Below are 24770 nucleotides of genomic sequence, written 5' to 3' on the forward strand. Positions count from 1 at the left end.
ACTATGGGTGGGATTCTATCTTCGCTAAATACCTCTTACACGGGGCTTGTGGGACACCAAGTGATGGTGGATACCACTAGCAACAACATTTCAAATGCAAGTGATGAGTTTTATAGTCGCAAGCGCGTGATAGCCCAGCCAGAGCGACCGCTTGTGATGCACCAAGGGCTTATCATCGGGCGCGGTGTAGATATTCCAGCGATTCGCAGAATCCACGATGATTTTGTGTTTGATAGATATACCAAGTCTGGCTCTGAAATGGCGTTTTTTCAAAATAGCTTTGATTTTTTGCGTGAGATTTCGGCGTATTTCCCCGATGTCGATGGTGTGGGAATCTACAATGACTTAGAAGCGTATTTTAACGCGTGGAAAGATGTCTCCAAAAACTCCCAAGACCCAGCCCAAAAGCAAGTCCTAGCCGAAGCTACCCAAGTGCTTACGCGCAATATCCGCGATACCCGCGTAAAGCTAGTAAATCTCCAACGCCAAGCAAGTGAAAATCTAGAAACCCTCGTAAATGAGGCAAATCGTCTAGGCTCTGAAATCGCCCACCTAAATGGCAAAATCAAAGAAATGGAAGATGCCAAACAATACCGCCAAGCAAATGAATTGCGCGATAGACGCGACCAATATGAATTTCACCTAATCGAAATCATAGGCGGGCGCGTGTATAAAAACCACCTCCGCACAGATTCTTTGCTCCAAGCTAGAAATGCGGATTTTGATGAAAACTATGTGATGAATATCGCCAAAGGGTTTAATATGGTAGATGGCTACACTTTCCACCCCATAAAGCTAGACAAAGAAAACAACGCAGAGCACCTAAACCGCGCGTATTGGCATACTTATGATTTTAAAGATGTGGATATTACAGACAAGCTAGATGAGGGCAAAGCAGGCTCGCTAATCGCGCTGTATAACACAGGATACAAAGGCACAAAAATCGGGCATATACAGCATTATATTGACTTGCTTGATACATTTGCGCAAGGATTTATGGAAGCTACAAACGCGATTTACGCCCAATCAGCTGCCACTAGCCTTGTGGGCGAGAGGGTGGAGTTTGGACGATATGAAGCACTAAAAGATACCAACTACAATTTCAAAAACGGCTCGTTTGACTTGATGGCGTATAACACAAAAGGCGATGTAATCGCTACAAAAAGAATCTATATCGATAATACAACCACTATGCACGACATTATCCGCGCTATCAATCACAACGATGATGACAACAACGACAACAACGACATAAACGATTTTGATGACTATTTTAGGGCGATTTTTGACCCAGAAGTGCGACAATTTGTCATCGAATCCACAAACCCACGCGAAGGGCTATATGTCGCTATCAAAGACAATGGCACAAACTTCACAGGTGCTATGGGAATCAACAAATTTTTGCAAGGAAATAGTGCTAGAGATATGAGGCTACATAGAGACTATGAAAAAGACGCCACACAAATCCGTCCGTGGCTAACTCCCACAGCGGGCAATTTTGAAATCGCAAATATGATGCAACAACTCCAATACGACAAAATCGATTTTTACAACAAGCACACAAAGCAGGCATTTAAAATGGGCGTAAATGAGTTTTATCAGTTTGCCGCGGGACGCATAGCCACCGACACAGAGGAAACCCAACGCACGCTAGATACCAAAAAATCCGTCTTTGAAGCCACAAAAAAAGAGCATCTATCTATCACGCAAGTGAGTATCGATGAGGAAATGGTGGATTTGATAAAGTTTCAAGGCGGGTATGCCGCAAATGCCAAAGTCATAACCACCATCGACAAAATGATAGACACGCTTCTAAGCATAAAACAGCCATAAAATCTAGCTATTAGATTTTACATTTGGGGCTTTTTGTTGAGAGCTTTTTGTCATTTTTTGCCTTATGCAAATTATGTTTATGGTTTACCACATTCTATGACAAACTCACCCCCTAGCCACCTCTGCAATGTAGTGGGAATCTTTGCCGTCATTGCGAGAAATTAGATTCTGCATTTTGGCAAAATCTAATGCGTGGCAATCTATGTCGTTTTTTGCCATACTTTTGTTTTTGCTCCAAGCCAAAGTATTTAAATGATTTTTGTTATATTTTGGCTTTAAAAAAGCCAAAATACCCAATTTTTTGCAAACTCACATTAAATCACAAAATCACATTATTTTGCAAAATTTTGCAAAATGTGCTTTTTGGATACTTTCAGACTTCGCCATCATTATGACAGATTTTAGTGTGATAAGATTTTGAGTTGCCACGCATTTTGTCATTGCGAGCGTGGCGTAAGCCACGCGTTGCAATCTATAATCATCGCCCTTACACAAATTATCATACTTAGACATAGCCGAAGTATCCAAAATATCTTGTCATAAAAATAGATTCCCAAAATTTTTGTGATTTTTGTCAAAAGTCGCAAAATCTTGTCATATTGAGTTAAGCCAAATGGCTACAAAATTGTCATATCAAAGCTCTAAAAAAGCCAAAATATTTTCATTTGTGTTTAGATTTTCTACCACATTGATTTACCCATACATTGCCTACGCATTCATCTTTACGCCATTAAAAAATTCTTTTACATCAATGTCTAGCACCGAAGCGATTTTTAGCAAATGCTCGATATTAAAATGCCCCCCTTTGTGGTGTATCTCTGCGCAAGATATGATACTTACGCTTGTATGTCCTATGGCATTAGATAGCTGACTTTGGGTTAGCCCTGCGCTTTCTCTAGCTTTTTTCACATTCTGCCCGATAGTTTTGTGGGCATTTTCTAGTAGTATGTCTTGGAGGGTGTCTTTTGCGGTGCGTGTTTTTTTGTGTTTTTTTGCTTTCAATGATGACTCCTTGTAAAATGTTGTTTTTCAAAAAATTTGCAAAAATCGTGCAAAATTTTGCAAAACAAAAAAGCAAAATCTAGCCAAAATCTACCTGCTGATTGGCACTAAAAGCTGTGGGTGTCTATCCAAAAATACCGATAATTGCTCGATTTTGCTAGAAAATCCTGCAAAAAATCTACTTTTTGTTATGCACTCTTCAAATGGCAAAAAATGCAATCTAGATTGTTTTAATTCGTTTAGATAAAAAATAGGATTTTTGTTTTCTGTTTTTACAAAATCGATTTTTGCCCCGAAGCTTTTCGCAAGGGCTGCATAATCTTTGATAATATCCTCTTGGTGCAAAGCATCTGGGTCAAAGTCATATACTTCGATTTGTAGCTTCATCTGCACGGCTATATCAAAGATGACAGAGGATATATTTTCGCCCTTATTCATCTGCTCATTTAGCACGACAAAGCAAGTTGTGGCTTCTTTTAGATTTTCTTTGGCAGATTTTAGCACGGGAGAATTTGTGCGAAAAAGTGCCGCTCTATTGCCCCTTTTGCTAAAGATTTGCTCCCCTATTATGATAAGCCCGATTTTTTTCTCACTATCGATGCTTAGCTTTTGCCTAAAATCTAGATTTTGATAATCAAAAATAAGGCTTATACTAGAATCCACGCCACACATTTGCTTTATCCTATCGATAGTATCAAAATCTCGCGGGCGCAAGACATTGACAAAAAGCTTAGTAGAGCGGATTTTAGAATGCAGATATATCGCCTCATCGATTTCTTTTAAAATCGCTTCACTGCTTTGGGCAAACATATCCACATACACATAAATATCTCTCCCAAATGGAGATGGAAACTGCCCAATATCAGATTTTACTTGCTTATAAAGGTTGTTTAATGCCTTTGGCTCACCTGCGACAAGCATAATATCTTGAGGCTGCACCACAAGCGAAAATGTCGCTAAAATCAGCTCATTTTGGCGATATACGCCGATGATTTTGAAGTTTTTTTGCTGGATAGAGCCGATATGCCGATACGCAAGCAAAGAGCCAAATGGCACGCCAATCTCCATAATCTCGCCTTTGCCTAGCCCAAATCCACGCGGGATAACAGGCACATTTGGCAGTCTTGAGACGCATTGTGCGACTATCAAGTTTGTCTCATCGATAAATATCGCTTTGTCATCTTTTTTTTGCAAGATTTTCTCGCTAAACCCTTTGCTAAGGCTTACTATCCTAGAATCCTTGCATAATTTTTTGCAGATTTTAAAGACGGCTTGTTTTTCCTCTACATTTTCGATAATGATAAAAATATTGCTAATTTCAGCGCGAGTGTGCTCTACTAGCACTTGCTCTAAATGAAATGATGAAGTATAGTCAAACTCATAGCAGCTAAACGCGCTTGGGATTTTCTCTGGAAACATACTAGAATCTTTGGCGATGACTATGTATAAATTGTTGCTAAAATACTTTTGGGCGGTGGTTTCTAGGAAATTTTTTGCTACAATGCCATCTAAAATCAACACGACTTTTTTCAAAATCTTTATCCTTAATTTCTAATAGATTTATCCGTAAAATACACAAAATCAAAGCTACTAAACAAATGCCAACAAAAATGCAAAAACGGACATTATACCAAAACCAAGTAACACATATAAATCATTTTAGTTTTTATACACAATACACATTTTTAGACGCGCATTTTTAACGCGCTTTTTTATAAAGCCAAAATCACAACCAAAATAGCGATAAACACCACAAATATACGACAAAAAGGAGAAAAAATGTCTATTTTCACGCTAGAAGCTAGCAGTGGCAATGCTAGGGCTGGGACTTTGTCTTTGGCACATTCAGTGGTGCAAACGCCTGTATTTATGCCTGTGGGGACGCAAGCTAGCGTAAAAGCCCTTAGCGCAGATGATTTATCGCTACTAGGTGCAAAAATCATTTTGGCAAACACTTATCACACATATTTGCGACCGGGCGCAGAGGTGTTTGATAGATTTGGAGGTGTGCATAGATTTAGCGGGTTTAGCGGGAGTTTTTTAAGCGATTCGGGCGGATTTCAAGCATTTAGTCTAGGGGGCAATGCCAAAAAGATTCCACAAGGGGTGGAGTTTGCTTCACATATCGATGGAAGCAGGCATTTATTTACGCCACAAAGCGTGCTAGATATGCAACTCTCACTAAATAGCGATATTATGATGGTGCTAGATGATTTAATCGCATTGCCCGCGGATAACGCTAGGCTAAAACAAAGCGTAGAAACGACTACCAAATGGGCTAAGCAGAGCAAAATCTACTATGAGCAAAAAAAAGATGATGGCAGGGCAGAGGGAAATCATATCTTTGGAATCGTGCAAGGTGGCGTAAGCCAAGAGTTTCGGCTACAAAGTGCTAGCGAGCTAGTGGAGCTAGATTTTGATGGATACGCGCTAGGGGGGCTAGCAGTGGGCGAGGAAGCACAAGAAATGTATGACACGATAGAATTTAGCACGCCACTTTTGCCACGCGATAAACCGCGCTATCTTATGGGCGTAGGCACACCCGAAAATCTAATCGAAGCCATTTCAAGGGGGGTGGATATGTTTGATTGCGTGATGCCGACACGAAATGCACGAAATGGCACGCTTTTTAGCACATTTGGGAGAATCAACATAAAAAATCAGCAATATCGATTTGACACATCGCCAATCGATAGCGATTGCGAATGCTACGCGTGCAAAACCGTATCTCGCGCATATCTACACCACCTTTTTCGCGCAAATGAGCTAAGCTATCATCGTCTTGCTAGTATCCATAACTTGCATTATTATTTGGAGCTGATGCGCGGGGCTAGAGAGGCGATTTTGCACGATAAATGGGCGGAGTTTAAGGCTACATTTTATGCCAAAAGAGAATCAAAAATATAGCGCAATAAGATTTTGCGCTATATTTAGAATCTTGTGATAAAACCTAGCAGGTTTTTTATCAAGTTTTTTATAGGTTTTTTATAAGGCAGGTTTTGATAGCTTTTGATACGAAGTATTTTTCACAAAAAGGACGCAAAATGCAGTTTTCAACCACACCACACACACCACCAAAAAACCCCCAAATAACCAAAGAGGGAATCGCCAAACTTATGGATATATTCTACGCAAAAGTGCGAAAAGATGAGAATCTAGGCAAAATCTTTAATGCCAAAATAGGCACTGATGAGGCAAGCTGGAGCGCGCACAAACAAAAAATCGCTTCTTTTTGGGGAGGCATATTTCTAGGCGAGCAGGACTATCACGGCGCACCGCTTAAAGCGCATTTGGATTTAGAGCCATTTCCTAGAGAGTTTTTTGAGATTTGGCTAGGGCTTTTTAAGAGCTCTTGTGAAGAAGTGTTTGATAGCACACCTGCTAATGAGATGATTTCGCGGGCGCAAGACATAGCCCAACGATTTCAAAAAATACTATATGATTTTCCGCATTAGCTGGGGGATTATTGAGTTTTTGGATTCTCTTTATTTGGCATTGCTAGACTTTCATAGGAAGCTATGGCAATCCATTGCTTTTTATCATTGCTATGAGTCTAGGCTACAAATCTAAATTTTGTAAAAAAGCTAGATTTGTGGCAATCTACACTTCCCTATCTGCAATGGAGGGTGAATTTTTAGATTCTGCGTTTTTTGCCGTCCTTGCAAGCAAATGCGACTTTGTCAAAAGTAGGATTTGCGTGGGAATCTATTTTTATTCTACATTGTATATTGCCACGCAGTTTTGATTCTAAAGAATCCAAACTGCTCGCAATGACGGAAGTAAATCCTTGCCTATAATGACGGCGGTGAAATCTAAAAAACCCCCACCCCTTACGGGAGTGGTTTGGGGTGGGTAAATACTAATGAATCATCATTGCAAAAATCTAGGCTTTGTAAAATTGCAGTTTCATTTTAGATACTTTGTTTTTAACAATGCCAAATATATGACAAAAAGTAGCTTTAGTGATTATGTTGCAAGTTTAGTCTTTTATAATTATCGCAAGCCTTTTGGCTACCCAAATCACAAGCCTTGCCATAATATTGTTTTGCTAATGAAAAATCCTCTCTTACGCCCTGCCCAAAATAATAAGCCACGCCCAAATTATTGCACCCCGCAGGCGATTTAAGTTCGCAAGATTTTTTGTAATATTCAAATGCCCTGTTATAATCCTGTCTTACCCCCTCGCCATTAACATACATTGTCCCTAACAAAGCACAAGCATCGCCTTTGAAACTGCTATTTGATTTATCACATAAAATTTCAAAATTTTTCTTTGCATTGAAAAAATCTCGCTCCTCTATAAAAAATGCGCTTAGCGCGTAACACGCTTCGTATATGCCTTTATCGCAAGCGGGCTGATAATATTTCTTTGCTTTTTCCTTATCGTTGTTTTGTTGATATAAAAGTCCTAGATTAAAATATGCCTTATCATATCCTAAAGAAATAGCTCTCTCATAGTAGGGGATTGCTTGCTTGGGATACCCTGCTAAATTGTAAATTATTCCTATGTCATTGCAGGCTTGCTTATCATCGTATTTGTCCGCACTTGGAAAACCACTATCAATGATTTTTTTGCACGCGCTAGCGTTTTTATATTTTGTGCAATCCTCCCATTGTTGCTTTGATTCTTGCAAGGTTGTTTTTAGTAAGTTGAAAGATTTGCAAATTTCGCTACCCAAATCACACGCCTTTTTATGGTAATAAGTAGCTTTTTGTGTATCTTGTGGAATGCCCTCATTTTTTTCATACATTATTGCCAACAAAAAACAAGATTCTTTTTCCTTATACTTATCACAAGCGATTTCGTAGTTTTTCTTTGCATTAGTAAAATCTTTTTTAAAAGAACTATCTAAAATCCCTAAATAACGATACCCCTCATAATCCCCCAAACTAATAGCCCGCTTATAATACTCCACTGCTTCATCTAAACGCCCAATATTACGCAAAATAGTCCCTATTTTATTACACGATTCTTTATCGCATTGCTCGACATTTGCCAAACCATTATCTACCAATCTTTGACACGCACCAAAATCCTCACTCAAACATTTTTCATAAGCCTTTTCCCACTCGCTATTGCTTATTGTTGTTTTTGGCGTGTTTGGTGTAGCGGTAGATTTTTGGTTTTTGGATTCTTGCAGATATTTTTGGGCTACATTTTTAGGCAAGATTTTAGTCGATTTTGCGATATTACTCCATACTTCCACGCCTGTGGCTAAATCCGTAAGCCTTAGTAAAATCGCATATTCTAGTCGCACTTCTTTGCCTATGGATTTTGCCCTCTTGCTTATTTTGCCCGATAGCGAATAATCAGGTGCTAGCAAGCCTCCCTCCTCTTTGGTAGTGTATTGGTTGTATTCGGCATTGTTTCGCAATGTGCGAGAATCCTTGATAAGTTTATCAGCCTTATTTGCATTGCTAGCAATCGCATTTGTAAAAACAAATTTTTCCACAACGCTTTGTTTAAAACCAATCATCATAGATTCTATGTCGATAGATTCTTGTGTGGTGTTTTCTATGTCTGAAATGGCGATGATTTTTTTGGATTGTAGTTTTTGGACAAATTTTTTTGATAGAAGTGAAGTGGCGTGCGCACTCATCATAGAATCTATATCAAAAATATCTTGCGTTGCTAGATTTTGCCGATGTGGCAATGTCTGATAAGTCAAATCAATGTTGGCAGACTCTGTGTCTAAGTTTTTTGATTTAGCACAAAGTAAGGCAGGATAAAAAATAAGCAAGAAAAAACATAAAAAACTAAAAAATATTTTGATAAAAACTTTAAAGCAACTAGACATAAAAACCCCTTTAATCTACTTCACTTTAAGGTTATCGTGTATCTTAAAACCCCTATTTGATTCCCTACCAAGCTATTTAATCGCTCATATCTAAGCCAAAATCCCCCTCCAAAATGCAATTTATAATGTGATTTTTCGTTTTTTTTACTTTCGTAAAAAACTTGCAAAGCTCTACAAACTTACAAAAACCCTATAAAGAAATTTGCACCTTTGCTTTGGCGCGGAGAGAATCCACCTTTTTTTGCATTTCTTCGATTAGTTTTTGTTGTCCTATTTCTTGTTTTAGCCCCTCTTTGATTTTGTCAAAATCATATTTATCAGCCTTGTCGATGACATAGATGATATGGTAGCCAAAATCCGTTTTCACAGGGCTTTTTGAGTAGTTGCCCACGCTCATAGCAAACGCCGCATCTGAAAAAGGTTTTACCATTTGCTCTTTGGTAAAACTACCTATAAGCCCGCCGTTTTGGACTTGCTTATTTCCTGCGTCAATACTTTGCTTATTTGCGATTTCGCTAAACTTTTGCTCTACCTTGTTCTTGGGAGTTTTGTTTAGCTCGTCAATGACTTTTTTTGCCTCTGATTCGGTTTTGACAAGGATATGTCGCGCCGTTACATTTGGCTTAGAAAATTGCGCGCTGTTTTTGTCAAAAAACGCCTTTGCTTCTTGGTCGGTTACGGTGATTTTGCTAGCGATATTTTGCGCTTCTTTTTGTTGCCATATATCTACTAGAAGCCTATCTTTTATGTTTTTTGTGATTTTGTTGTAGGTTTGGGTAAATTCTGGGGTAGAATCTAGCTTATTTTTTTGCGCTTCTTTAGCGATTAAAACACTAATCACCGCGCTATTTACTAACTCTTGTTTTTGCTCTTTTGTGAGTTTGTCAAACTCAAAGTTTGGATTTTGCGCCTTTATCTCATCAAAATCCGCATCAGTTATCTGCACTCCATCGACTGTGGCTAGCACTTTTGCAAACGCAAAATCTACCCCGCCAAATCCCAAAAAGCTAGCCATTAGCACACTTGCTAGCTTTGCTTTTGCCCTAAAGGCTGTGTGTGTCGCGCTTATCGCGCCATTTGTTGCGTTATGTTGTTTGTTCATTTAGATACTCCAAAATGTAGATTTTGTGTAAAACACAAATGTGAAAACACAATTCGCAGGATTTTATCCACTTTTTGTAAATTTTAAGTTTTTGCGATATTTTTGCGTGGGGCAAGCCTTAGTCTAAATCTTGCTCCAAAAATCTACGCGCTATGTTGATGGAGGATTTTCCTAGCTCTAGTTTGGCTAGATTTTGGCTTATTTTTGCGCGCTTTTTTTGGCTAAGGCTACAAAGAGAAGTGGCTAGATTTTGTCGCAAAATCTTATGATTTTTTGTGTTATTATGCGTGTTTGGGCGTGTATTTGGGGGTGCGTTTTTTAACAAAATCGCCCCTGTTTTTTTGGCAAACGCGCTAGATTGTGCTAGTTGATTACTAGCAGTGGGGATAATGACAAATGGAAGCGTGCTTTGTGCTAGCTCATAGAGGCTTTGCCCCCCCGCACTTATTGCTATGTCGCATTTTCTCATCACCCTAGCAAGTTTTTTTGAGGATAGATTTTGGTAGATTTTGTGAGTGATTTTTATGCGTTGGCTTGAGGGGCTAGATTTTTGCTTAGATTTTGGGCTTGCCATATTAGATTTTGGATAAAAACTATGCGGATAAAACCCGCCTAGCACGATATGTAGGCAAATGTTAGAATCTACAATGCTAGATATTTTTGTATCTTGCAAGATAATTCTATGTAGCATATTTGATATTTTTTGCGTGTAGTTTAGGCTATCGCTTGCGCCAAATGTGATTAACATATCTTTGATGCGTGGCTTTATAAGTCTCTTTTGTGCGAATTTTTGTGCAAAATCAAAATCTGTATTTTTGATAAAAAACTTTGCACCATAAAAGACATTGTTTTTAAGAAAATCACGCAAAATCTCAAAATCTAAGCGATTAGCCATAGCATTTGAAGCGCGATTTTTTACGCACAAATTATTTGTCTTTTTTGCACCCAAATTATTGATTTTTTTTGCCGTTTTTTTTGCTAGCTTTTTTGTAAAATCCTTCAAAAGATTCTCGCTAGATAGCCCACCATTTAGCACATATATCCCCCTTAGCGCGTTTGCAAAATCTGCTTTTTTTTGCTCGCTTTTTGCACGCATTTTTTTTGCAACTCTCTCACGCACAAAATCCAAAAACTTCGCCCCATCATCAAGTATCAAAACTTTGTTAGATTTTTGCTTTTTTTGCTCTTTTAGCAGGGCTTTAAAATGCCTAGATTTCATCTCATAGCTATCGATAATGATAAAGGCGTATTTAGCCATAATAGCGCGAAACTCACTCAAAAAAATCCAATTTTTTTGTCCTTTTTCCTCGCTATTTAGGATAGCAAAATCTATATTTTTAGATTTTTCACAAAGATATGATTTTAGTATGTGGGCGATTTTTTGCGCTCGGTGCAAATGCCCTCCACCTGCCTTTTTCCCAAAGCTAGTTAGGATTGCGCAGTGAATGCGTGGCGATTGTTTTTTGCTAGTCATTTTTTAGTTTATGCTTTTTTAGCTTTGCTAGATTTTTGTAATGCCAAAAATTTCGCCCTTGCTAGATTCCAATCGCTAATGGTGTCTATGTCTTGTGCGTGGCTAGAATCTAGCTTTATGGCAAGTGAGTGGCTAGAAAAGATAGGCTTTTGCGCGCTAAAAGTGCTAGCCTTGCCCCAATAAAGCACGCCCGCATCGACATATACGCGTGGCAAATCCTGCGAGTGCACGCTCTCATATTGCTTAAAAAGCATTTTTGGCTTGCCAATGTTTTTGCCAAAATCTACATTTAAATCTTGCCCAAAATCCCCGCTAAAATCCTCACTCAAATCCCCTGCCAAATTAGATTCTAGCACAAAGCTACGCAGAGGATTTTTTGCTATCTCATTTGCAAAAAACACATACTCACACTTCTCCCTAGCGCGCAAAAATATCTCAAAACTTCGCAAAATATGCCTAAAATCAATAAGCGGTGCGGTAGGATATAGCACGCATACAGGCGTTTGCTCACAAATCTCCACCCCCAAATCCCCTCCAAAATCGCGCAAAAAATCTATCGCGTGAGCCACCACAGGAAGTGTCCCTGCGGTGTCGTTTGCTAGATTGCTAGGGCGGATAAATGGCACGCTAGCTCCGTATTTTGTCGCGATTTTAGCGATTTTTTTATCATCGGTGCTAACGATTATAAATGGATTTTGGGGGAATGGATTTTGAATAGATAGATTTTGCGTAAGTGTGTCTTGTGGCGATGATTTTGGCGATAAATGTTGGCGTGATGATTGCGATGATTGCGAAAAATGCGAAAAATCTTGGCTAGAAAATAGATTAGATTTTAGGGCATTTTGTATCGAATAAGCAATGATAGGTTTGCCACAAAAATGTTTGATATTTTTGTGCGGGATTCGCTTGCTACCACCTCTAGCGGGGATAATGCAAATGGGCTTATGCTTTCTAAAAATATTTCCCAAAACCTTATCCAAAACCTACCCCCGCAAAAATAAAATCCGCAAACACAAAATCCACAACACGAAAAAACCCAAAATCAGCCAAACAAAATCATCTAAAAAGGAAACTCATTTTCTACTGCTTGCGAGCCGTCTTTTTTGTGGTTTGTCTGCCCGATAGAGCCCACGCTTAGATATGAGATTTTAGAGTCTGAAATATATTTTGATGAAATCGTATTGTCCCGCGCTATGTCATAGGGGCGGATTACGCCACTTATGGTTACTAGCCGTTTTTCGCCATCGATTAGGACTTCATTATGCCCATAGACAAAGTAGTTGCCATTTTCTAGGACTTTTAGGATTCTAGCCGTGATAGAAAATTTTAGCGCGTCATTGCGACTTTGTGCGCCACTGCCGTTGAATGTCGAGTTGTCCGTAGTTTTTTGTAGCGAATAGTTGGTGGTGTTGTTTAGCTCTTGGGTATCTTTGGCGACTTCCTCATCTGTGCCGTTGTAGTTTAGCACGGGGGCGTTTGTTTGTCCGTTGCTAGTGGAGGTGTAGTTTTTGGAGCTAGAGAGTGAGGCGGTGGAGTTTTCATCGATATTTATAGTGATTAAATCATTTGGACGCATAGCGCGCCTATCGGCAAATAGCGGTCTCTCCCCTTGCCCAAAAAGGCTTCCAGCCTGCATAGGTGCGGGCAAAAACTCTTTGCTAGGCATTTCCTCTACATAATCAGGGGGGTTAAAATCAATCTGCGGAGTATAAGCCACACACAAACTAAGCAAACTGCATAGCCCAAAAAATCCCAAAAAAGCAGGGATAAACGCGACAAAAATGCCCCATTTTGTGTATGCTTTTGTGTGTATTTTTTGTTGGGTATATTTTGGGTTTGGCATTTTTGGGTTTTTTTTCATTTTCGCGCTCCTTTGGGGGTTTTTTTTGATTTTTTTGGTATTTGGCTTTGCAAGCTATGCTTCCTAAACAAAGCATTTTACATCTCGTAGCATTTTTTGTATATTTTCTATGACACTATCGCAAAATTTAGCAAAATTTATTCCTTTTTTTGCTTGTGCTGTCGTTTGTTTTTTGTTGTATTTTGTTTTTATGTTGATTTTGCTTTGATTTTGCATATATTTTTGCCAAATCTATTGTTTTGCATATTTTTGTATAATGCGTTTTTTTATTCTTTTACTAGATTTTCCCTACACGGAGGACAAATGAACAACCCCGCTAAAATCTCAGTCTGCATTATCGTAAAAAACGCCCAAGCCACGCTAAAAGAGTGCCTAGAATCACTAAAAGAATTTGATGAGATTATCTTGCTAGATAATGGTAGCACGGATTCTACGCTACAAATCGCGCAGGATTTTAACGCCACTTATGGCAAGTTGCAAATCAAACAAAGCGAGTTTATCGGCTTTGGTGCGCTAAAAAATCTCTGCGTGAGTTATGCCAAAAATGAGTGGATTCTCTCTATCGATAGCGATGAAGTGCTAGAATCTAGCGCATTAAGCGCAATCCGCGCCCTAAATTTGCAACCCCAAAATATCTACGCCCTATCACGCAAAAATCTCTATAAAGGCGAGTGGATAAAGGCGTGCGGGTGGTCGCCAGACTTTGTTTGGCGGATTTTTAATAAAAATTTCACGCGCTTTAATGAAAACATTGTCCACGAGAGCGTGATAATCCCAAAAGAAGCGCGTAAAATCCACTTGAGCGGGCATATCAAACATTATGCGTGTAGTGGAATCGCGCAGCTGCTTGACAAACTGCAACGCTACACCACGCTATACGCCGAGCAAAACGCCCATAGTAGCAAAAAAGCCACAATCTCAAAGGCAATTACGCATTTTGCGTGGAGCTTTGTGAAAAATTATTTTTTCAAAAAAGGCATATTTTATGGCTACAAGGGCTTTGTTTTAAGCCTATGCAACGCACTTGGCTCGTTTTTCAAATACGCCAAACTCTATGAAACGCAATGCCACAAATCCGCCACACCACAAACCACCACGCTCATCATTACAACTTACAATCAAAAAGAGCGACTTTCCCTTGTGCTTGATTCTGTGCGAAATCTAAATCCCCTCCCCAAAGAAGTCCTAATCGCTGATGACGGGAGCGGTGCGGATACGCGTGAAGTTATAAAATCTTACGCAAAGGATTTCCCCTGTGAATTGCGCCATATTTGGCACGAGGATAAGGGCTTTCGCTTGGCGCAGATTCGCAATGAGGCAATAAAATCTGCGCGTGGCGACTACATTATCATCATCGATGGCGATATGATTTTGGATTCACGCTTCATTGCCGAGCATTTGCGATTCGCACGGCGTGGCGTGTTTTTGCAAGGCTCGCGCGTGATTTTGAGCGAAAGCGAAACGGCAAATATTTTAGAGGCGAAAAACTACGCTTTGGCTTTTGATTCACACTCTTTAAAATCCGCGCATTGCGATTTTTGCGCAAATCTCATCTACACATTTTCTAAAACCACCGCCAAAATTTTCCGTAAAAAAGAGCTGATAAAGGGCATTCGAGGGTGTAATATGAGCTTTTATAAAGCCCATTGCGAGGTGATAAATGGCTTTAATGAAGAGTTTGTCGGCTGGGGACGCGAGGATAGCGAATTTGTCGCGCGATTTCTTTTCAACGGCGGAGAATTACGGCGCGTGAAACATAACGCCATCGCCTATCATCTCTACCACGCAGAAAATCCCCGCACAATGCTAGAATCTAATCATAATATATATATATATATATGCAAAACTCAAACGACTTGGGCAAAAATGGGGTTGCAGAAATAGGGTTTCCACTTCGTCATTGCGAGGGCGAATCGCAGATTTGCCCGAAGCAATCCACTCTGATTCGTCATTGCGAGGCGATTTATCGCCTAAGCAATCCAAAAATATAGATTGCCACGAATCTGCTGACGCAGATTCTCGCAATGACGGCGATTTTTGTCATATTGAGCGAAGCGAAGTATCTCAAAAATCGACAAATAGAGATTCTTCGCTCGTTTCACTCGCTAAGAATGACAAAAAATTATATTCGCCTAAAAAGCGCGTCCTAATCACACTAAAAGACATTACAGAAGGCGGTGGCGGAGAGCGTGTGGGCGTAAATCTAGCAAATGCCTTTACGCAAAATTTGGGCTATGAAGTGCAAATCATTAGCTTTTTTCGCACACACAAAACGCCCATTTATCCGCTTGATTCGCACATTTCTTGCGTCCATCTTTGCGACAAAAAAGCAAAGAGCAAAAATCCTTTGACCGCGCTTTTTCACAAAAGCATTTTGCGCATCATTTTTTGCTATCAAACGCACAAAATCGCGCAACAAACAAACGCTGATATTGTGCTAGCAAATGATGGGTGGTTTATACCGCTTTTTAGGCGCAAAAAGCGGGATTTTAAGCCATTGTTTGTGCGTCTGTGGCATTTGAGTGCCCCTAAAAAGGCTAGGCGCAAACTGCGCTATTTTGACACCCTTATCGTGCTATCATCGCTTGAGTTGCCTATATGGCAACACTATCATCACAATGTGCGTGTAATCCCAAACTTTATCCCAAAGATTCCCACGCAATGCACAAATCACGCGCAAAAAGTGGTGTTAAGCGTGGGGCGAATGGATAATGGCGACCAAAAAGGCTTTTTGCGATTGATTGATATTTGGGGAATGTTGCAAGAAATAATTCAAATACCCCACCCTAAGTCCCTCCCGCAAGGGGAGGGACTTGTTTTGAAATCTCCCCTCCCTTGCGAAGCTGAGAAAAATTTAAGCCCCCTCCCTTGCGGAGGGGGTTTGGGGGTGGGTAAAAATCCACAAAGCAAAGTAGATTCTGCGTTTTTCGTGCTAGACTCTACGAATGGCATTGATTTTGCAGAATCTAACCCACCCCCTGTATCCCCCTCCGCAAGGGAGGGGGAAAGTGCAGATTCGCAGAATCTAACCGATTGGCGACTTGTCCTCGTAGGCGACGGTCCCCTAAAAAGTGAGATACAATCCAAAATCAAATCCCTAAACTTGCAAGATTTTATAATCTTAAAGCCATTTACCAAAGAAATAGAGCGCGAATATTTGGGAGCGAGTATCTATGCGATGGCTTCGCACTTTGAGGGCTTCCCTATGGTGCTTGTGGAGGCGAGTAGCTATGCGTTGCCTTGCATTGCTTTTGACATCGCCACAGGACCTAGCGATATTATCGCGCATAATAAAAGTGGCTATTTGGTGAGCGATAATGATTTGGAGGGTTACGCAAAGCACTTAATCACGCTAATGAACGATGAAAATTTGCGCGTTACATTTGGATGCGAAGCCAAAAGGCTTGTAGGGGAGAGATTTTCACAATCTGTGGTAGTCCAAAAGTGGCAAGAATTGCTTGAAAAAAAATCGTAATATTTTGTAGTAGATTTTGCGATTTTGCACTCATTTTGTCATTGCGAGAATCGCGCTAGCGATTTATGGCAATCCATTACGATTCTGCTTTTTCTGTCATTGCGAGATTTTGCGACTTTGTAAAAAGTCGCAAAATCGTGGCAATCTATAATCAAACATTACAAAAAGCATTATTTGGTAATTTTTTATCGTAGATTGCCACGCGGATTTTGACAAATCCGCTCGCAATGACGGGATACTTGGGAAATTAAAAACCACTTCCCTTGCAGACTTGCAACTTTTTCTTTCCCCCTCCCTTAGCACGAGGGGGTTAGGGGGTGGGTAGATTCCAAAAATCGTCATTACGAGCGCAATTTATTGCGCGTGGCAATCTATTTTTGTCATATTGAGCGCGTGAGCGCGAAATATCTCTAAAAACCACAATTTAATAGAGATATTTTTGTTTCTTGCGAAACCTCAATATGACAATTTTAGTTCGTCATTGCGAGATTTTGCGTTTTTGTAAAAAATCGCAAAATCGTGGCAATCTATAACCAAAAATTACAAAAAAGCGTTATTTGGTATTTTTTTATCTTAGATTGCCACGCGGATTTTGACAAATCCGCTCGCAATGACAAAAAAACCCACCCCCTGCACCCCCTCCGCAAAGGGAGGGGGATTTTAGATTGCCACGCAAAATTCACCCACGCTCATTTTGCTTGCAATGACAAATACAAAAAATCCATACACAAAAAACTAACGATTTTCTAAAAAAACCTGCATTTTGCTTGTTTGGCTCGCCTTGTTTGGCTCGCAATGACAAAATACAAACTCTACACAAAATCTTTCTCATAAATCCTAAGCAATGCGATAAAAAACACACTAATCGCAGGACCAAAGATAATCCCCCAAAATCCAAACGCCCCAAGCCCCGCAAAAATGGCAAAAAATATGATAAATTCATTGACTTCTAGTGGCTTGTCAAGCAATCGTTTATTTACCACCCGAATCAAAAATGGCTTCACCACGCTATCGATGATAAATGCGATAAACACCAAACTATATAACGCCAAAAATACCGCGTGATAAGCCTGCCCCTGCGCATATAGCACAAGCGCAGTAGGTAGCCACACCAAAATCCCACCAATGATAGGGATAAGAGAGCAAATCCCATATAGCACGCCCAAAAGCACCCCATCAAGCCCAAAAGCCCACGCACACACGCCAAACGCTACACCCTGCAAGCAGACATTTAAAATCGTAGAAAAAAACACCACCCTAAGCACGCCATTTATCTCCCCTGCCACAAGCGCGACTTGCCCCCTGCCAAAAGGCAAAATCCGCTCCAAATACTTATAAATCCGCCCCCCATAATAAAAAAACACAAACAAAAACACCATAATAAAACAAATATCAATGAGAAAATTTATGCTCTCTTTGATGATGTATGAGGCGATATTTGTGGCGTTGGACGCGATGGAGGATAGGGAAAATTTGGCTAAAAGATTCTCACTATTTGGAAGTCCTAGATTTATATCAAATGGCAGGTGAGAGAGGATATAGGCGATGTTGTCATTTGCGCTTTGGTAGAGGGTTTGGGCTGCTAGCCAATCGATATTTAGCAATGATAATGCCCCGCGATGAATCACAAAAAATAACGGCACAATAAGCAACAAAAGTAGCACAAATACGCTAAAAAGCGAAGCTAGGGCATTGCTTTTGACAAACCTCATAAACCACTGCTTGATAAAATAGCTAGCCACACAAAGCAGAGCGGCTACACAAAGCGCGTTTAAAAACGCATAATAAAGATATGCCATAAGCCCTAGCGACACGCAAAAAGCAATCCCAAAAAACACTTGTGCGCGAAGTGAGTGCGTGTGGCTAGTCGCTACGCTAAAATCCCCCCTCATATCTAGCGCAGGTTTATCAAAATCCGCGTTAGATTTAGTGCTAGATTTTATGCTATCTTGTGTGTGGATTTTAGCGTCTTGCTGATTTTGTGGCTTTTTTTGTGGCTCGTTGGATTTTGTGCTAAATATTTTAGTTGCCAAAATCTTATTTCCCAAAATCTTATTTAGTAAATTTGCAAACATTTTTTTCCTTTATAAAATCATTTTGATAAAAAACACTTTTGACAAAGACTACTTGCCAAAAGTTGCCAAAATCTTTTCTTTTAGATTTTGGCTTGCTAGCTTTGGATTTTTAGCGTCCATTATCGCGCGCACCACCGCTACGCCTGCTAGCTCTAGCCCTGCTAGCTCGCATACATTATGCTCATAGATTCCACCTATGGCGATGATGGGGAGTTTTTTGGTTTTTTTTGAAGTGGATTTTGAGGCGGATTTTATGCTAGTTTTTGGCGTGGATTTTGTGGCAGATTTTGAGGCAGATTTTTTGATAATAGCGATTTTTTTTACGATATTAGCTAGTCCATCTACGCCTATGGTTATGGCATCTGCTTTTGTCGTAGTGTCCCACACCGCACCCACCCCTAGATAATCCGCACAAAATATATCCTCACCCAAAGATTCTATCTCGCTTACTTGATTTAGGCTTAGTCCCAAAATCTTATCTTCACCCAAAATCTCCCTTGCCACACGCACGGGCAAATCCTTTTTCACCCCGATATGCACGCCGCTTGCCTTGCAGGCTAGGGCTATATCGATTCTATCATTGATGATTAGCGTCTTGCCACACTCATCGCAAATAGATTTCACCCTGCACGCAAGGGCGTAAAAATCCTTTGCATCAAGGTTTTTTTCACGCAGTTGGAGCATATCCGCGCCATTTGCCCCTGCTAATGCCTCACGCACGATACCCAAAAACTCTTCCTCACTTCGATTTGCCCCAAAAGTATCTTTGCTAGCGACAAGGTAGAGGATAGGCTTTTTTGATTCAAAGATGTTTAGATTTTGGTTAGACATTGTTAGACTCTATTTTGCACGATAAAATGGCTAGATTGAAAGTGCGCCGTTAAAGTCGTTTTCTACCCCCATAGAATCTAGCACGCAAGATACCATTCCTCTATGATGCGTAGCGTGATTTAAGATTTCAAAGACAAAATGATACACAGGTTTTTTGATTTTACCTCGTGGGTGGTTTATCTCTTTTATCGCGCTAAAATCCTCTATGCCCGCGATTACTTGCAAGATATAGCTATCGATTTCTTCGCGTGCGGCAAAGAGATTTGTCGCGTCATTGTGTATTTCAGGTTTAAGTGTGAAAGCAGATTCTAGCATTGCCTCGATTTTGTTGCTACTTGGAGTGGCATCTGACGCACAAAAAGGCGCGAAATAATCCTTAAAAAATGTGGCGTCCGCTGCGGTGTAATGCGCCATAGTCCCCAAAATCGACTTAAAATACAGCCCCCTATCTTTGTGCAGCTCGCCCTCATCTAAATCCTCTAGCACTTCTATCATCGCTTTATTTGCGCGTTGGTTGTATGTCGCCATTAGCTCTAAAATGGCTTGTTGTGAAGTTGGTTGCAGATTTGTTTGTGAGGTTTGTTGTGAGATTGGTTGTGAAGTTGGCTGAAAATTTTGCGTGTTTGGCATTGTGTGTCCTTTTGTGTTTTATGTCGTTTGTATTTGTGCGTTTGCATAAATCTTTGGGCTAGCAAGCACTCAAATACGCTACAATTCTAGCACCTAAAGCGCAACAATCACAACTTTTATGCAAAAATTTCTATCAAACGCAACCAAACACACTCAAACACAACAAAACGCATTTATTTCAAATCAAACCCACAAGGAGCAAGTATGAGCAAAAACGCGCCATTTCAAAATCTAATCCTCCAAAAATACTGCGCAAATGGCAATGATTTTCTTATCTTTCATACCTTTATGCAGAGCGATTTTAGCGAGCTAGCAAAAAGGCTTTGCGATAGATTTTATGGTATCGGTGCAGATGGGCTAGTAGTCGTGCTACCGCAAAATCAAACAAAAGATTCTACCAAAGAGCACACAAAAGAATCTAGCCCAAAAAGCACGGCAAATGTCGCATACAAATGGGATTTTTATAACTCCGATGGAAGCAAGGCAAGTATGTGTGGCAATGCTAGCAGGTGCGTGGGGCATTATGCTTTTTGTTTCGGGCTAGCGGGGCAAAGACACAGCTTTTTAAGCGAAGCAGGGATAATCAGCATAGAAGTAGATGGCGACATAGTTCAAAGCAATCTAGGGAAATTTCACAGCCTAAAAAAGCTAGGCAAACTAAAAGAGATTGTATCGCTAAAAGAAATCACAAACTATATGGAAGAGGGAAAATCTAGCTACGCACCCGCCCTAAAAGCGATAAAAGAATCTAAAGATTCTAGCTTTGATTTGGCGTTGCGCTGGGCTATGGGGGATTTTGGTAAAAATGGCGATTTGGATAAAGATTTTGGGCAGGATTTTGTGGAGGATTCTAAGGGATTAGCCCATTTCGCGCTTGATAAACTTGAGATGCTAAAAAATAGCGAGTGGTTTTATCTAAACACAGGCGTGCCTCATTTGGTATGTTTTTTGAGCGAAGATTTATTGCCAAATGCCAAAGATAATGCCCAAAATAAGCCAATCCTAGCCATTCTTAGGAAAAAATTTGACGCAAACGCCACCATAGCGCACAAAGTAGATGATAAACGAGTAAAATTTGCTAGCTTTGAGCGCGGAGTAGAGGCTGTAACGCTATCTTGTGGTAGCGGTATGGCAGCAGCACTTGTGGTGGGGTATCGCTTTTTTGGGGTGGATAGCAAAGCGATGCTTATCCCACCTAGTGGCGAGCCTACGCAAGTAAGCGAGGATAGCGAAGGCTATGTGTATTTGCGCGGGGCGGTTTGGCATATCGCAAGCTGCAATGTCTCTGCAAACTTGCTATCCAAAATCTAATCCCTGATAAAATCAAACGCAGATTTTTATAAAAAGAGTTTTTCAAAAAATATTTTGTCAAAATCATTTGGCAACTTTTTATATTTCAAAAACGCGTTATGTCTTATGCGCGCTATTTTTCGCCTGCGTTTTTTGTCTGCGTTTTTTTCTCCATTTGCACTACTTACTACATTTGCCTTATTTGCTACATTTTGCGTTATTTGCTCCGTCATTGCGAGCGTTAAAATCTTAGATTTTAACGCGTGGCAATCTATTTTTTCCACGCACAAAATCTTTTTTCCATTTTATCTACCTTTATCCACTCTCCAAATCCACTCTTGGCAAGCCATATCCGCAAAATAGATTTTATAGATTGCCACGAATCTACGCAAAGCGTAGATTCTCGCAATGACGATGATTTTTTGCATTTGCCAGCTACATTTTCCCGCAATGACAAAAAATCGATGCAAAATCCACACAAACACCAACATTTGTTACAAAAATCTACAACCCCCACACAAATTCTACATTTTTTCTACACTTTTGTTACATTTTCATTTATCGTTATTTTCATAGATTTTGGCAGGTTTGCGTTGGATATTTCTTTTGCGTGCTTAGTTTGTGGCTACTTGTGTCGCATTTATCTATCTTGCCGTTTTTTTTTTTTTTGGTATCGTTGTGTTTGGCAGGCTAAAGGTTTAGCCAAAAAAACGCAAGCAAATCAAACAAAAAGGGGTAAAAATGAAAAAATCATACTCAAACGCTACGCACAATCAGCACAAAATCACACACAAAATCAAATCCAAAATCCCCCACAAAACCACTGCAAAAAATCGCTCATTTTTTAACGCTATTTTTACTATCTTTGCGTTTTTTGCATTTGCGATGACTAGCATAAATGCCCTAGATGATACAAAATCTAGCCCACTAAAAAAGGACATAAACGCCATACACACCACCCTAAAATCCAACATAGACACGATACGCTCTAGGCTACATATCACGCTAGAAGCAGAGAACAGAGGCTTTGCAAAAGCGACATATAGCGTGATGGAATATGAGCATTTTTATCATAAATTTAAAGAAAAAAACGAAAATATGCACGAAATATCAAAATCTAGAAATAAGATTTTGCGACATTTTATAAATACGGCTAAAGAAGTGGCAAATGCGTATAGTGTGGTAGATGAATTTGTGGCATTTGAAGCGGAAATCTCTCTCATCACAGAGGGGTTTTTGTCCCAAGTAGCGCAGGCAAAAGCCGAGCTAGATAAACACGATTTTGGCAAAAATCTATCGCCAAAATCGCCCAATAAAGATTCTGCTAGCCAAAAATCTAGCGCCAAATCTAGCGAAAATACGATAAAAAATCCAAAATCTAGCACCGCTACTAATGCCCAAAAACAATCCCTCTACCAAGAAAAAATAGGCTACATTTTGGCGGAATTTGAAAATGAATATATGGGGCTTGTCTCTGATGCGTATGATGAGTTTAGCGTTAAAATCAAGGCGCATTTTGACAAAAATAAAACGGCTAAATAATGCAATCTAAAAAGAGATTTTGTTATTTTTAGATTTTTATAGATTTTGGATTTTTGTAGATTTTCGCGCTATTTTTTATTTGCAAGATTTTGCATTTTTATGCCGTTTTATTTCGCAAATTCATTTTATTTAGCAAAAAATAGCGCGAAATAAAATGTGCGAAAAATTATGCGCGAAAAAATGCACCTAAATAAAAGCACAACATAAAATCATAACGCAAAATCATAAAATTTTTGCTTTGATTTTTCCACACTGCGTTTGCCACCACTTCAATCCCTCACCGCCTCTCTTAGCTTTTCTAGCACTTTTAGCATTGCTAAGGTATCAAGTTTGCAATACTCTAGCAGGGCTTTGCGATAGGATTCTCTTTCATTTTCACTCATTAGCTTTAGTCGCGGGAATGCACTCATCGCCTCGTTGCCATTATGGATAAGCTCCAAACTGCTATACGCGCGCTCCATCTCTGGCACAAGCGCAGGCAAGACTGCCTTTATAGAGTGGCTGCCATTCATCGCGTAGTGGTAATACTCTTTGTGCGCAAAAGGGCTCATCAAATCTAGCGTATTTTGGCAAAATCCCTCCAACGCCTCTGCATATTTAGGGAAGGATTCTGCGAGATTTTTCATCACGCCCTTTTCAAAGCTCGCATTATACGCCAAAATGCACGCCCCCTGCGGAATGTCTCGCACAAGAGATTCTACAAATGCGATTCGCGGGTCGCTATGCTCATCGGCTAAAAACTCCCTATGCTCCGCCTCTTTTGGCTCTCCCAAATCCCCATAATCAATATGCAGCGAATACTGAAAGGGTATCTGCATATACGGGCGCGATTTATCAAAGCTAGGGACGGCTTCAGTAAAAGTCTCAAAATCTAGGTGATACACAGGATAGCGCAGGGTGGCGAGAAAGGCTTTTATCGCGTCTTTGTCGATATGCACTTCTTTTTTTAGCGCGCTTTGGACTTGGAGCTTTTGGCGTTCATTTAGCATACTCAAATCTATCTCGCTAAAGCTTCGTATCCCGCTGTGATAGAGCGCAAACGCATCAAAGCCCTTGCGCCCCGCGATGTGAAAGATAGAATCTTGCTTTGGCACGCTATGCCAGCAATAGCCACGAAAATCGCAATCATAAGGCGTGCTACATTGCGTTCCTATGGGGATTTGTGGGTAGATTTCTGTATTGCTTAGGGCTTTTTCAAACTCCACTAGATTGTGCGCGACTTCGCCCTGCTTTGCTATCACAGATTCTAGACAATCTATGCGCGCAAAGAGTTTGTCTAGCTCCAGCTCGCCATTGCGCTCATAGCCGTTATTTATGTGGATTAGATTTGCGCCTGCGACTTTATGGGCGTTTTGGCTACCGCCTTGCGTTATCACAAAGTATTGTATCGCCAAATCATCGATATACACGCCTTTTAGGCTTGTCGCGCTTTTGACTTCGTTGATGATTAGCCCCTGTGGCGTGATTTGGAGTATATCCACCATTACGATTATGCCTTGATATTCAAATGTCGCCTCCGCGATTGCGCTCACACCGCTATCTATAAGGGCTTTTGTCCGCGCTATTTTTGTAGCGAAATCGCCCTCATCAAATTTGATTTTCTCCGTGCAATCAAATAGTTTTAACGCTAGTTCGCCCACCTTATCGCCACTCTCAAACCGCGCAAGTTGCGACTCGCTAGGGGTGTCTTGTATCTCGCGGGCGTATTTATAGAGCCATAGCGATTTTTTGCACTGCAGTCCGCGCAGGTATTGGGATTTGGATAAATGTAAGCTCATTTGTTGTCCTTTTTGTTGTGATTTGCCTTTGTTTTAAGCCTTGTTTGTGGCGTTTTTGGCATTGTGAAAATTATAATAA

At 40.2% G+C, this 24770-nt stretch carries 23 protein-coding genes and 1 pseudogene; 9 read left to right on the forward strand and 15 right to left on the reverse strand.

Going from position 1 to position 24770, the window contains the following annotated elements; genetic code table 11:
* Positions 1-3 precede the first annotated feature (3 nt).
* A complete protein-coding gene (gene flgK, locus ACWIUO_RS04345; protein WP_454176699.1) occupies positions 4-1833 on the forward strand; it encodes a flagellar hook-associated protein FlgK in 1830 nt (609 codons plus the stop codon).
* Positions 1834-2160: 327 nt separating this feature from the next.
* Here flgK and ACWIUO_RS04350 read toward each other — a convergent pair whose 3' ends face one another.
* The 3 genes from ACWIUO_RS04350 to ACWIUO_RS04360 all read right to left on the reverse strand — a co-directional run bounded on the left by ACWIUO_RS04350 (position 2161) and on the right by ACWIUO_RS04360 (position 4368).
* Positions 2161-2346: a hypothetical protein gene (locus tag ACWIUO_RS04350; protein ID WP_454176700.1), complete on the reverse strand. Its 186-nt coding sequence runs from the start codon at positions 2344-2346 to the stop codon at positions 2161-2163.
* A gap of 195 nt (positions 2347-2541) precedes the next feature.
* Entirely contained in the window at positions 2542-2835 is a 294-nt protein-coding gene (locus ACWIUO_RS04355) for a helix-turn-helix domain-containing protein (protein WP_454176701.1), read from the reverse strand.
* A gap of 90 nt (positions 2836-2925) precedes the next feature.
* On the reverse strand, positions 2926-4368 hold the full coding sequence (locus ACWIUO_RS04360; protein ID WP_454176702.1) for a COG3400 family protein: 1443 nt from the start codon (positions 4366-4368) through the stop codon (positions 2926-2928).
* A 246-nt stretch (positions 4369-4614) separates the two neighbouring features.
* On the opposite strand from ACWIUO_RS04360, the gene tgt reads away from it, so the two are divergent.
* The 3 genes from tgt (at position 4615) to ACWIUO_RS04375 (ending at position 6580) form a co-directional block, all read left to right on the forward strand.
* Positions 4615-5742 (forward strand): tRNA guanosine(34) transglycosylase Tgt, encoded by a 1128-nt coding sequence (tgt, locus tag ACWIUO_RS04365; RefSeq protein WP_454176703.1) that lies wholly within the window; start codon positions 4615-4617, stop codon positions 5740-5742.
* Between the two features lie 137 nt (positions 5743-5879).
* Complete coding sequence (locus ACWIUO_RS04370; protein ID WP_454176704.1) at positions 5880-6290, forward strand: group III truncated hemoglobin; 411 nt, start codon at positions 5880-5882, stop codon at positions 6288-6290.
* A gap of 74 nt (positions 6291-6364) precedes the next feature.
* Positions 6365-6580, forward strand: a complete 216-nt coding sequence (locus ACWIUO_RS04375; protein ID WP_454176705.1) for a hypothetical protein — start codon at positions 6365-6367, stop codon at positions 6578-6580.
* 214 nt (positions 6581-6794) lie between these two features.
* Here the strand turns inward: ACWIUO_RS04375 and ACWIUO_RS04380 are convergent, their stop codons facing one another.
* From ACWIUO_RS04380 to flgH, 5 genes and pseudogenes are all read right to left on the reverse strand, one after another.
* Complete coding sequence (locus ACWIUO_RS04380) at positions 6795-8633, reverse strand: tetratricopeptide repeat protein (protein ID WP_454176706.1); 1839 nt, start codon at positions 8631-8633, stop codon at positions 6795-6797.
* Positions 8634-8823: 190 nt separating this feature from the next.
* Positions 8824-9735 (reverse strand): peptidylprolyl isomerase, encoded by a 912-nt coding sequence (locus ACWIUO_RS04385; protein WP_454176707.1) that lies wholly within the window; start codon positions 9733-9735, stop codon positions 8824-8826.
* A 118-nt stretch (positions 9736-9853) separates the two neighbouring features.
* Positions 9854-11209 carry a hypothetical protein gene (locus ACWIUO_RS04390; RefSeq protein ID WP_454176708.1) on the reverse strand — a complete coding sequence of 452 codons (1356 nt, stop codon included), beginning with the start codon at positions 11207-11209 and terminating at the stop codon, positions 9854-9856.
* An 812-nt stretch (positions 11210-12021) separates the two neighbouring features.
* Positions 12022-12147: pseudogene (locus ACWIUO_RS04395) on the reverse strand (cytidylyltransferase domain-containing protein); the annotation flags it as partial.
* A gap of 122 nt (positions 12148-12269) precedes the next feature.
* Positions 12270-13070 carry a flagellar basal body L-ring protein FlgH gene (flgH, locus tag ACWIUO_RS04400; RefSeq protein ID WP_454176709.1) on the reverse strand — a complete coding sequence of 267 codons (801 nt, stop codon included), beginning with the start codon at positions 13068-13070 and terminating at the stop codon, positions 12270-12272.
* Between the two features lie 303 nt (positions 13071-13373).
* Here flgH and ACWIUO_RS04405 point away from each other — a divergent pair, with 303 nt between their 5' ends.
* Complete coding sequence (locus ACWIUO_RS04405; RefSeq protein ID WP_454176710.1) at positions 13374-14954, forward strand: glycosyltransferase family 2 protein; 1581 nt, start codon at positions 13374-13376, stop codon at positions 14952-14954.
* Between the two features lie 16 nt (positions 14955-14970).
* Positions 14971-16545 (forward strand): glycosyltransferase, encoded by a 1575-nt coding sequence (locus ACWIUO_RS04410; protein WP_454176711.1) that lies wholly within the window; start codon positions 14971-14973, stop codon positions 16543-16545.
* Between the two features lie 96 nt (positions 16546-16641).
* On the opposite strand, the gene ACWIUO_RS04415 is transcribed toward ACWIUO_RS04410, so the two are convergent.
* Positions 16642-16887, reverse strand: a complete 246-nt coding sequence (locus tag ACWIUO_RS04415; protein WP_454176712.1) for a hypothetical protein — start codon at positions 16885-16887, stop codon at positions 16642-16644.
* A 177-nt stretch (positions 16888-17064) separates the two neighbouring features.
* Between ACWIUO_RS04415 and ACWIUO_RS04420 the strand changes: the two genes are divergently transcribed.
* Positions 17065-17295, forward strand: coding sequence for a hypothetical protein (locus ACWIUO_RS04420; RefSeq protein ID WP_454176713.1), 231 nt, complete (start codon positions 17065-17067; stop codon positions 17293-17295).
* 62 nt (positions 17296-17357) lie between these two features.
* Here ACWIUO_RS04420 and ACWIUO_RS04425 read toward each other — a convergent pair whose 3' ends face one another.
* From ACWIUO_RS04425 to ACWIUO_RS04435, 3 genes are read right to left on the reverse strand one after another with little or no spacing between them, the layout of a single operon-like run.
* Positions 17358-18620, reverse strand: coding sequence for an AI-2E family transporter (locus ACWIUO_RS04425; RefSeq protein WP_454176714.1), 1263 nt, complete (start codon positions 18618-18620; stop codon positions 17358-17360).
* A gap of 48 nt (positions 18621-18668) precedes the next feature.
* Entirely contained in the window at positions 18669-19451 is a 783-nt protein-coding gene (locus tag ACWIUO_RS04430; RefSeq protein WP_454176715.1) for a thiamine phosphate synthase, read from the reverse strand.
* A 30-nt stretch (positions 19452-19481) separates the two neighbouring features.
* Complete coding sequence (locus tag ACWIUO_RS04435; RefSeq protein ID WP_454176716.1) at positions 19482-20081, reverse strand: DinB family protein; 600 nt, start codon at positions 20079-20081, stop codon at positions 19482-19484.
* Positions 20082-20285: 204 nt separating this feature from the next.
* Between ACWIUO_RS04435 and ACWIUO_RS04440 the strand changes: the two genes are divergently transcribed.
* Positions 20286-21392 (forward strand): hypothetical protein, encoded by a 1107-nt coding sequence (locus ACWIUO_RS04440; protein ID WP_454176717.1) that lies wholly within the window; start codon positions 20286-20288, stop codon positions 21390-21392.
* A 26-nt stretch (positions 21393-21418) separates the two neighbouring features.
* Here ACWIUO_RS04440 and ACWIUO_RS04445 read toward each other — a convergent pair whose 3' ends face one another.
* On the reverse strand, positions 21419-21655 hold the full coding sequence (locus tag ACWIUO_RS04445; protein WP_454176718.1) for a hypothetical protein: 237 nt from the start codon (positions 21653-21655) through the stop codon (positions 21419-21421).
* The gene (locus ACWIUO_RS04450) at positions 21643-21852 is read right to left on the reverse strand and encodes a hypothetical protein (RefSeq protein WP_454176719.1); all 210 of its coding nucleotides are present in this window, start codon (positions 21850-21852) and stop codon (positions 21643-21645) included. Before ACWIUO_RS04450 ends, ACWIUO_RS04445 begins: the two co-directional genes overlap by 13 nt.
* Before the next feature lie 260 nt (positions 21853-22112).
* On the opposite strand from ACWIUO_RS04450, the gene ACWIUO_RS04455 reads away from it, so the two are divergent.
* Complete coding sequence (locus ACWIUO_RS04455; protein ID WP_454176720.1) at positions 22113-22913, forward strand: hypothetical protein; 801 nt, start codon at positions 22113-22115, stop codon at positions 22911-22913.
* Between the two features lie 269 nt (positions 22914-23182).
* Here ACWIUO_RS04455 and ACWIUO_RS04460 read toward each other — a convergent pair whose 3' ends face one another.
* Complete coding sequence (locus tag ACWIUO_RS04460; RefSeq protein ID WP_454176721.1) at positions 23183-24691, reverse strand: DUF2779 domain-containing protein; 1509 nt, start codon at positions 24689-24691, stop codon at positions 23183-23185.
* Between the last annotated feature and the right edge of the window lie 79 nt (positions 24692-24770).

Source organism: Helicobacter sp. T3_23-1056 (genome assembly GCF_053654535.1).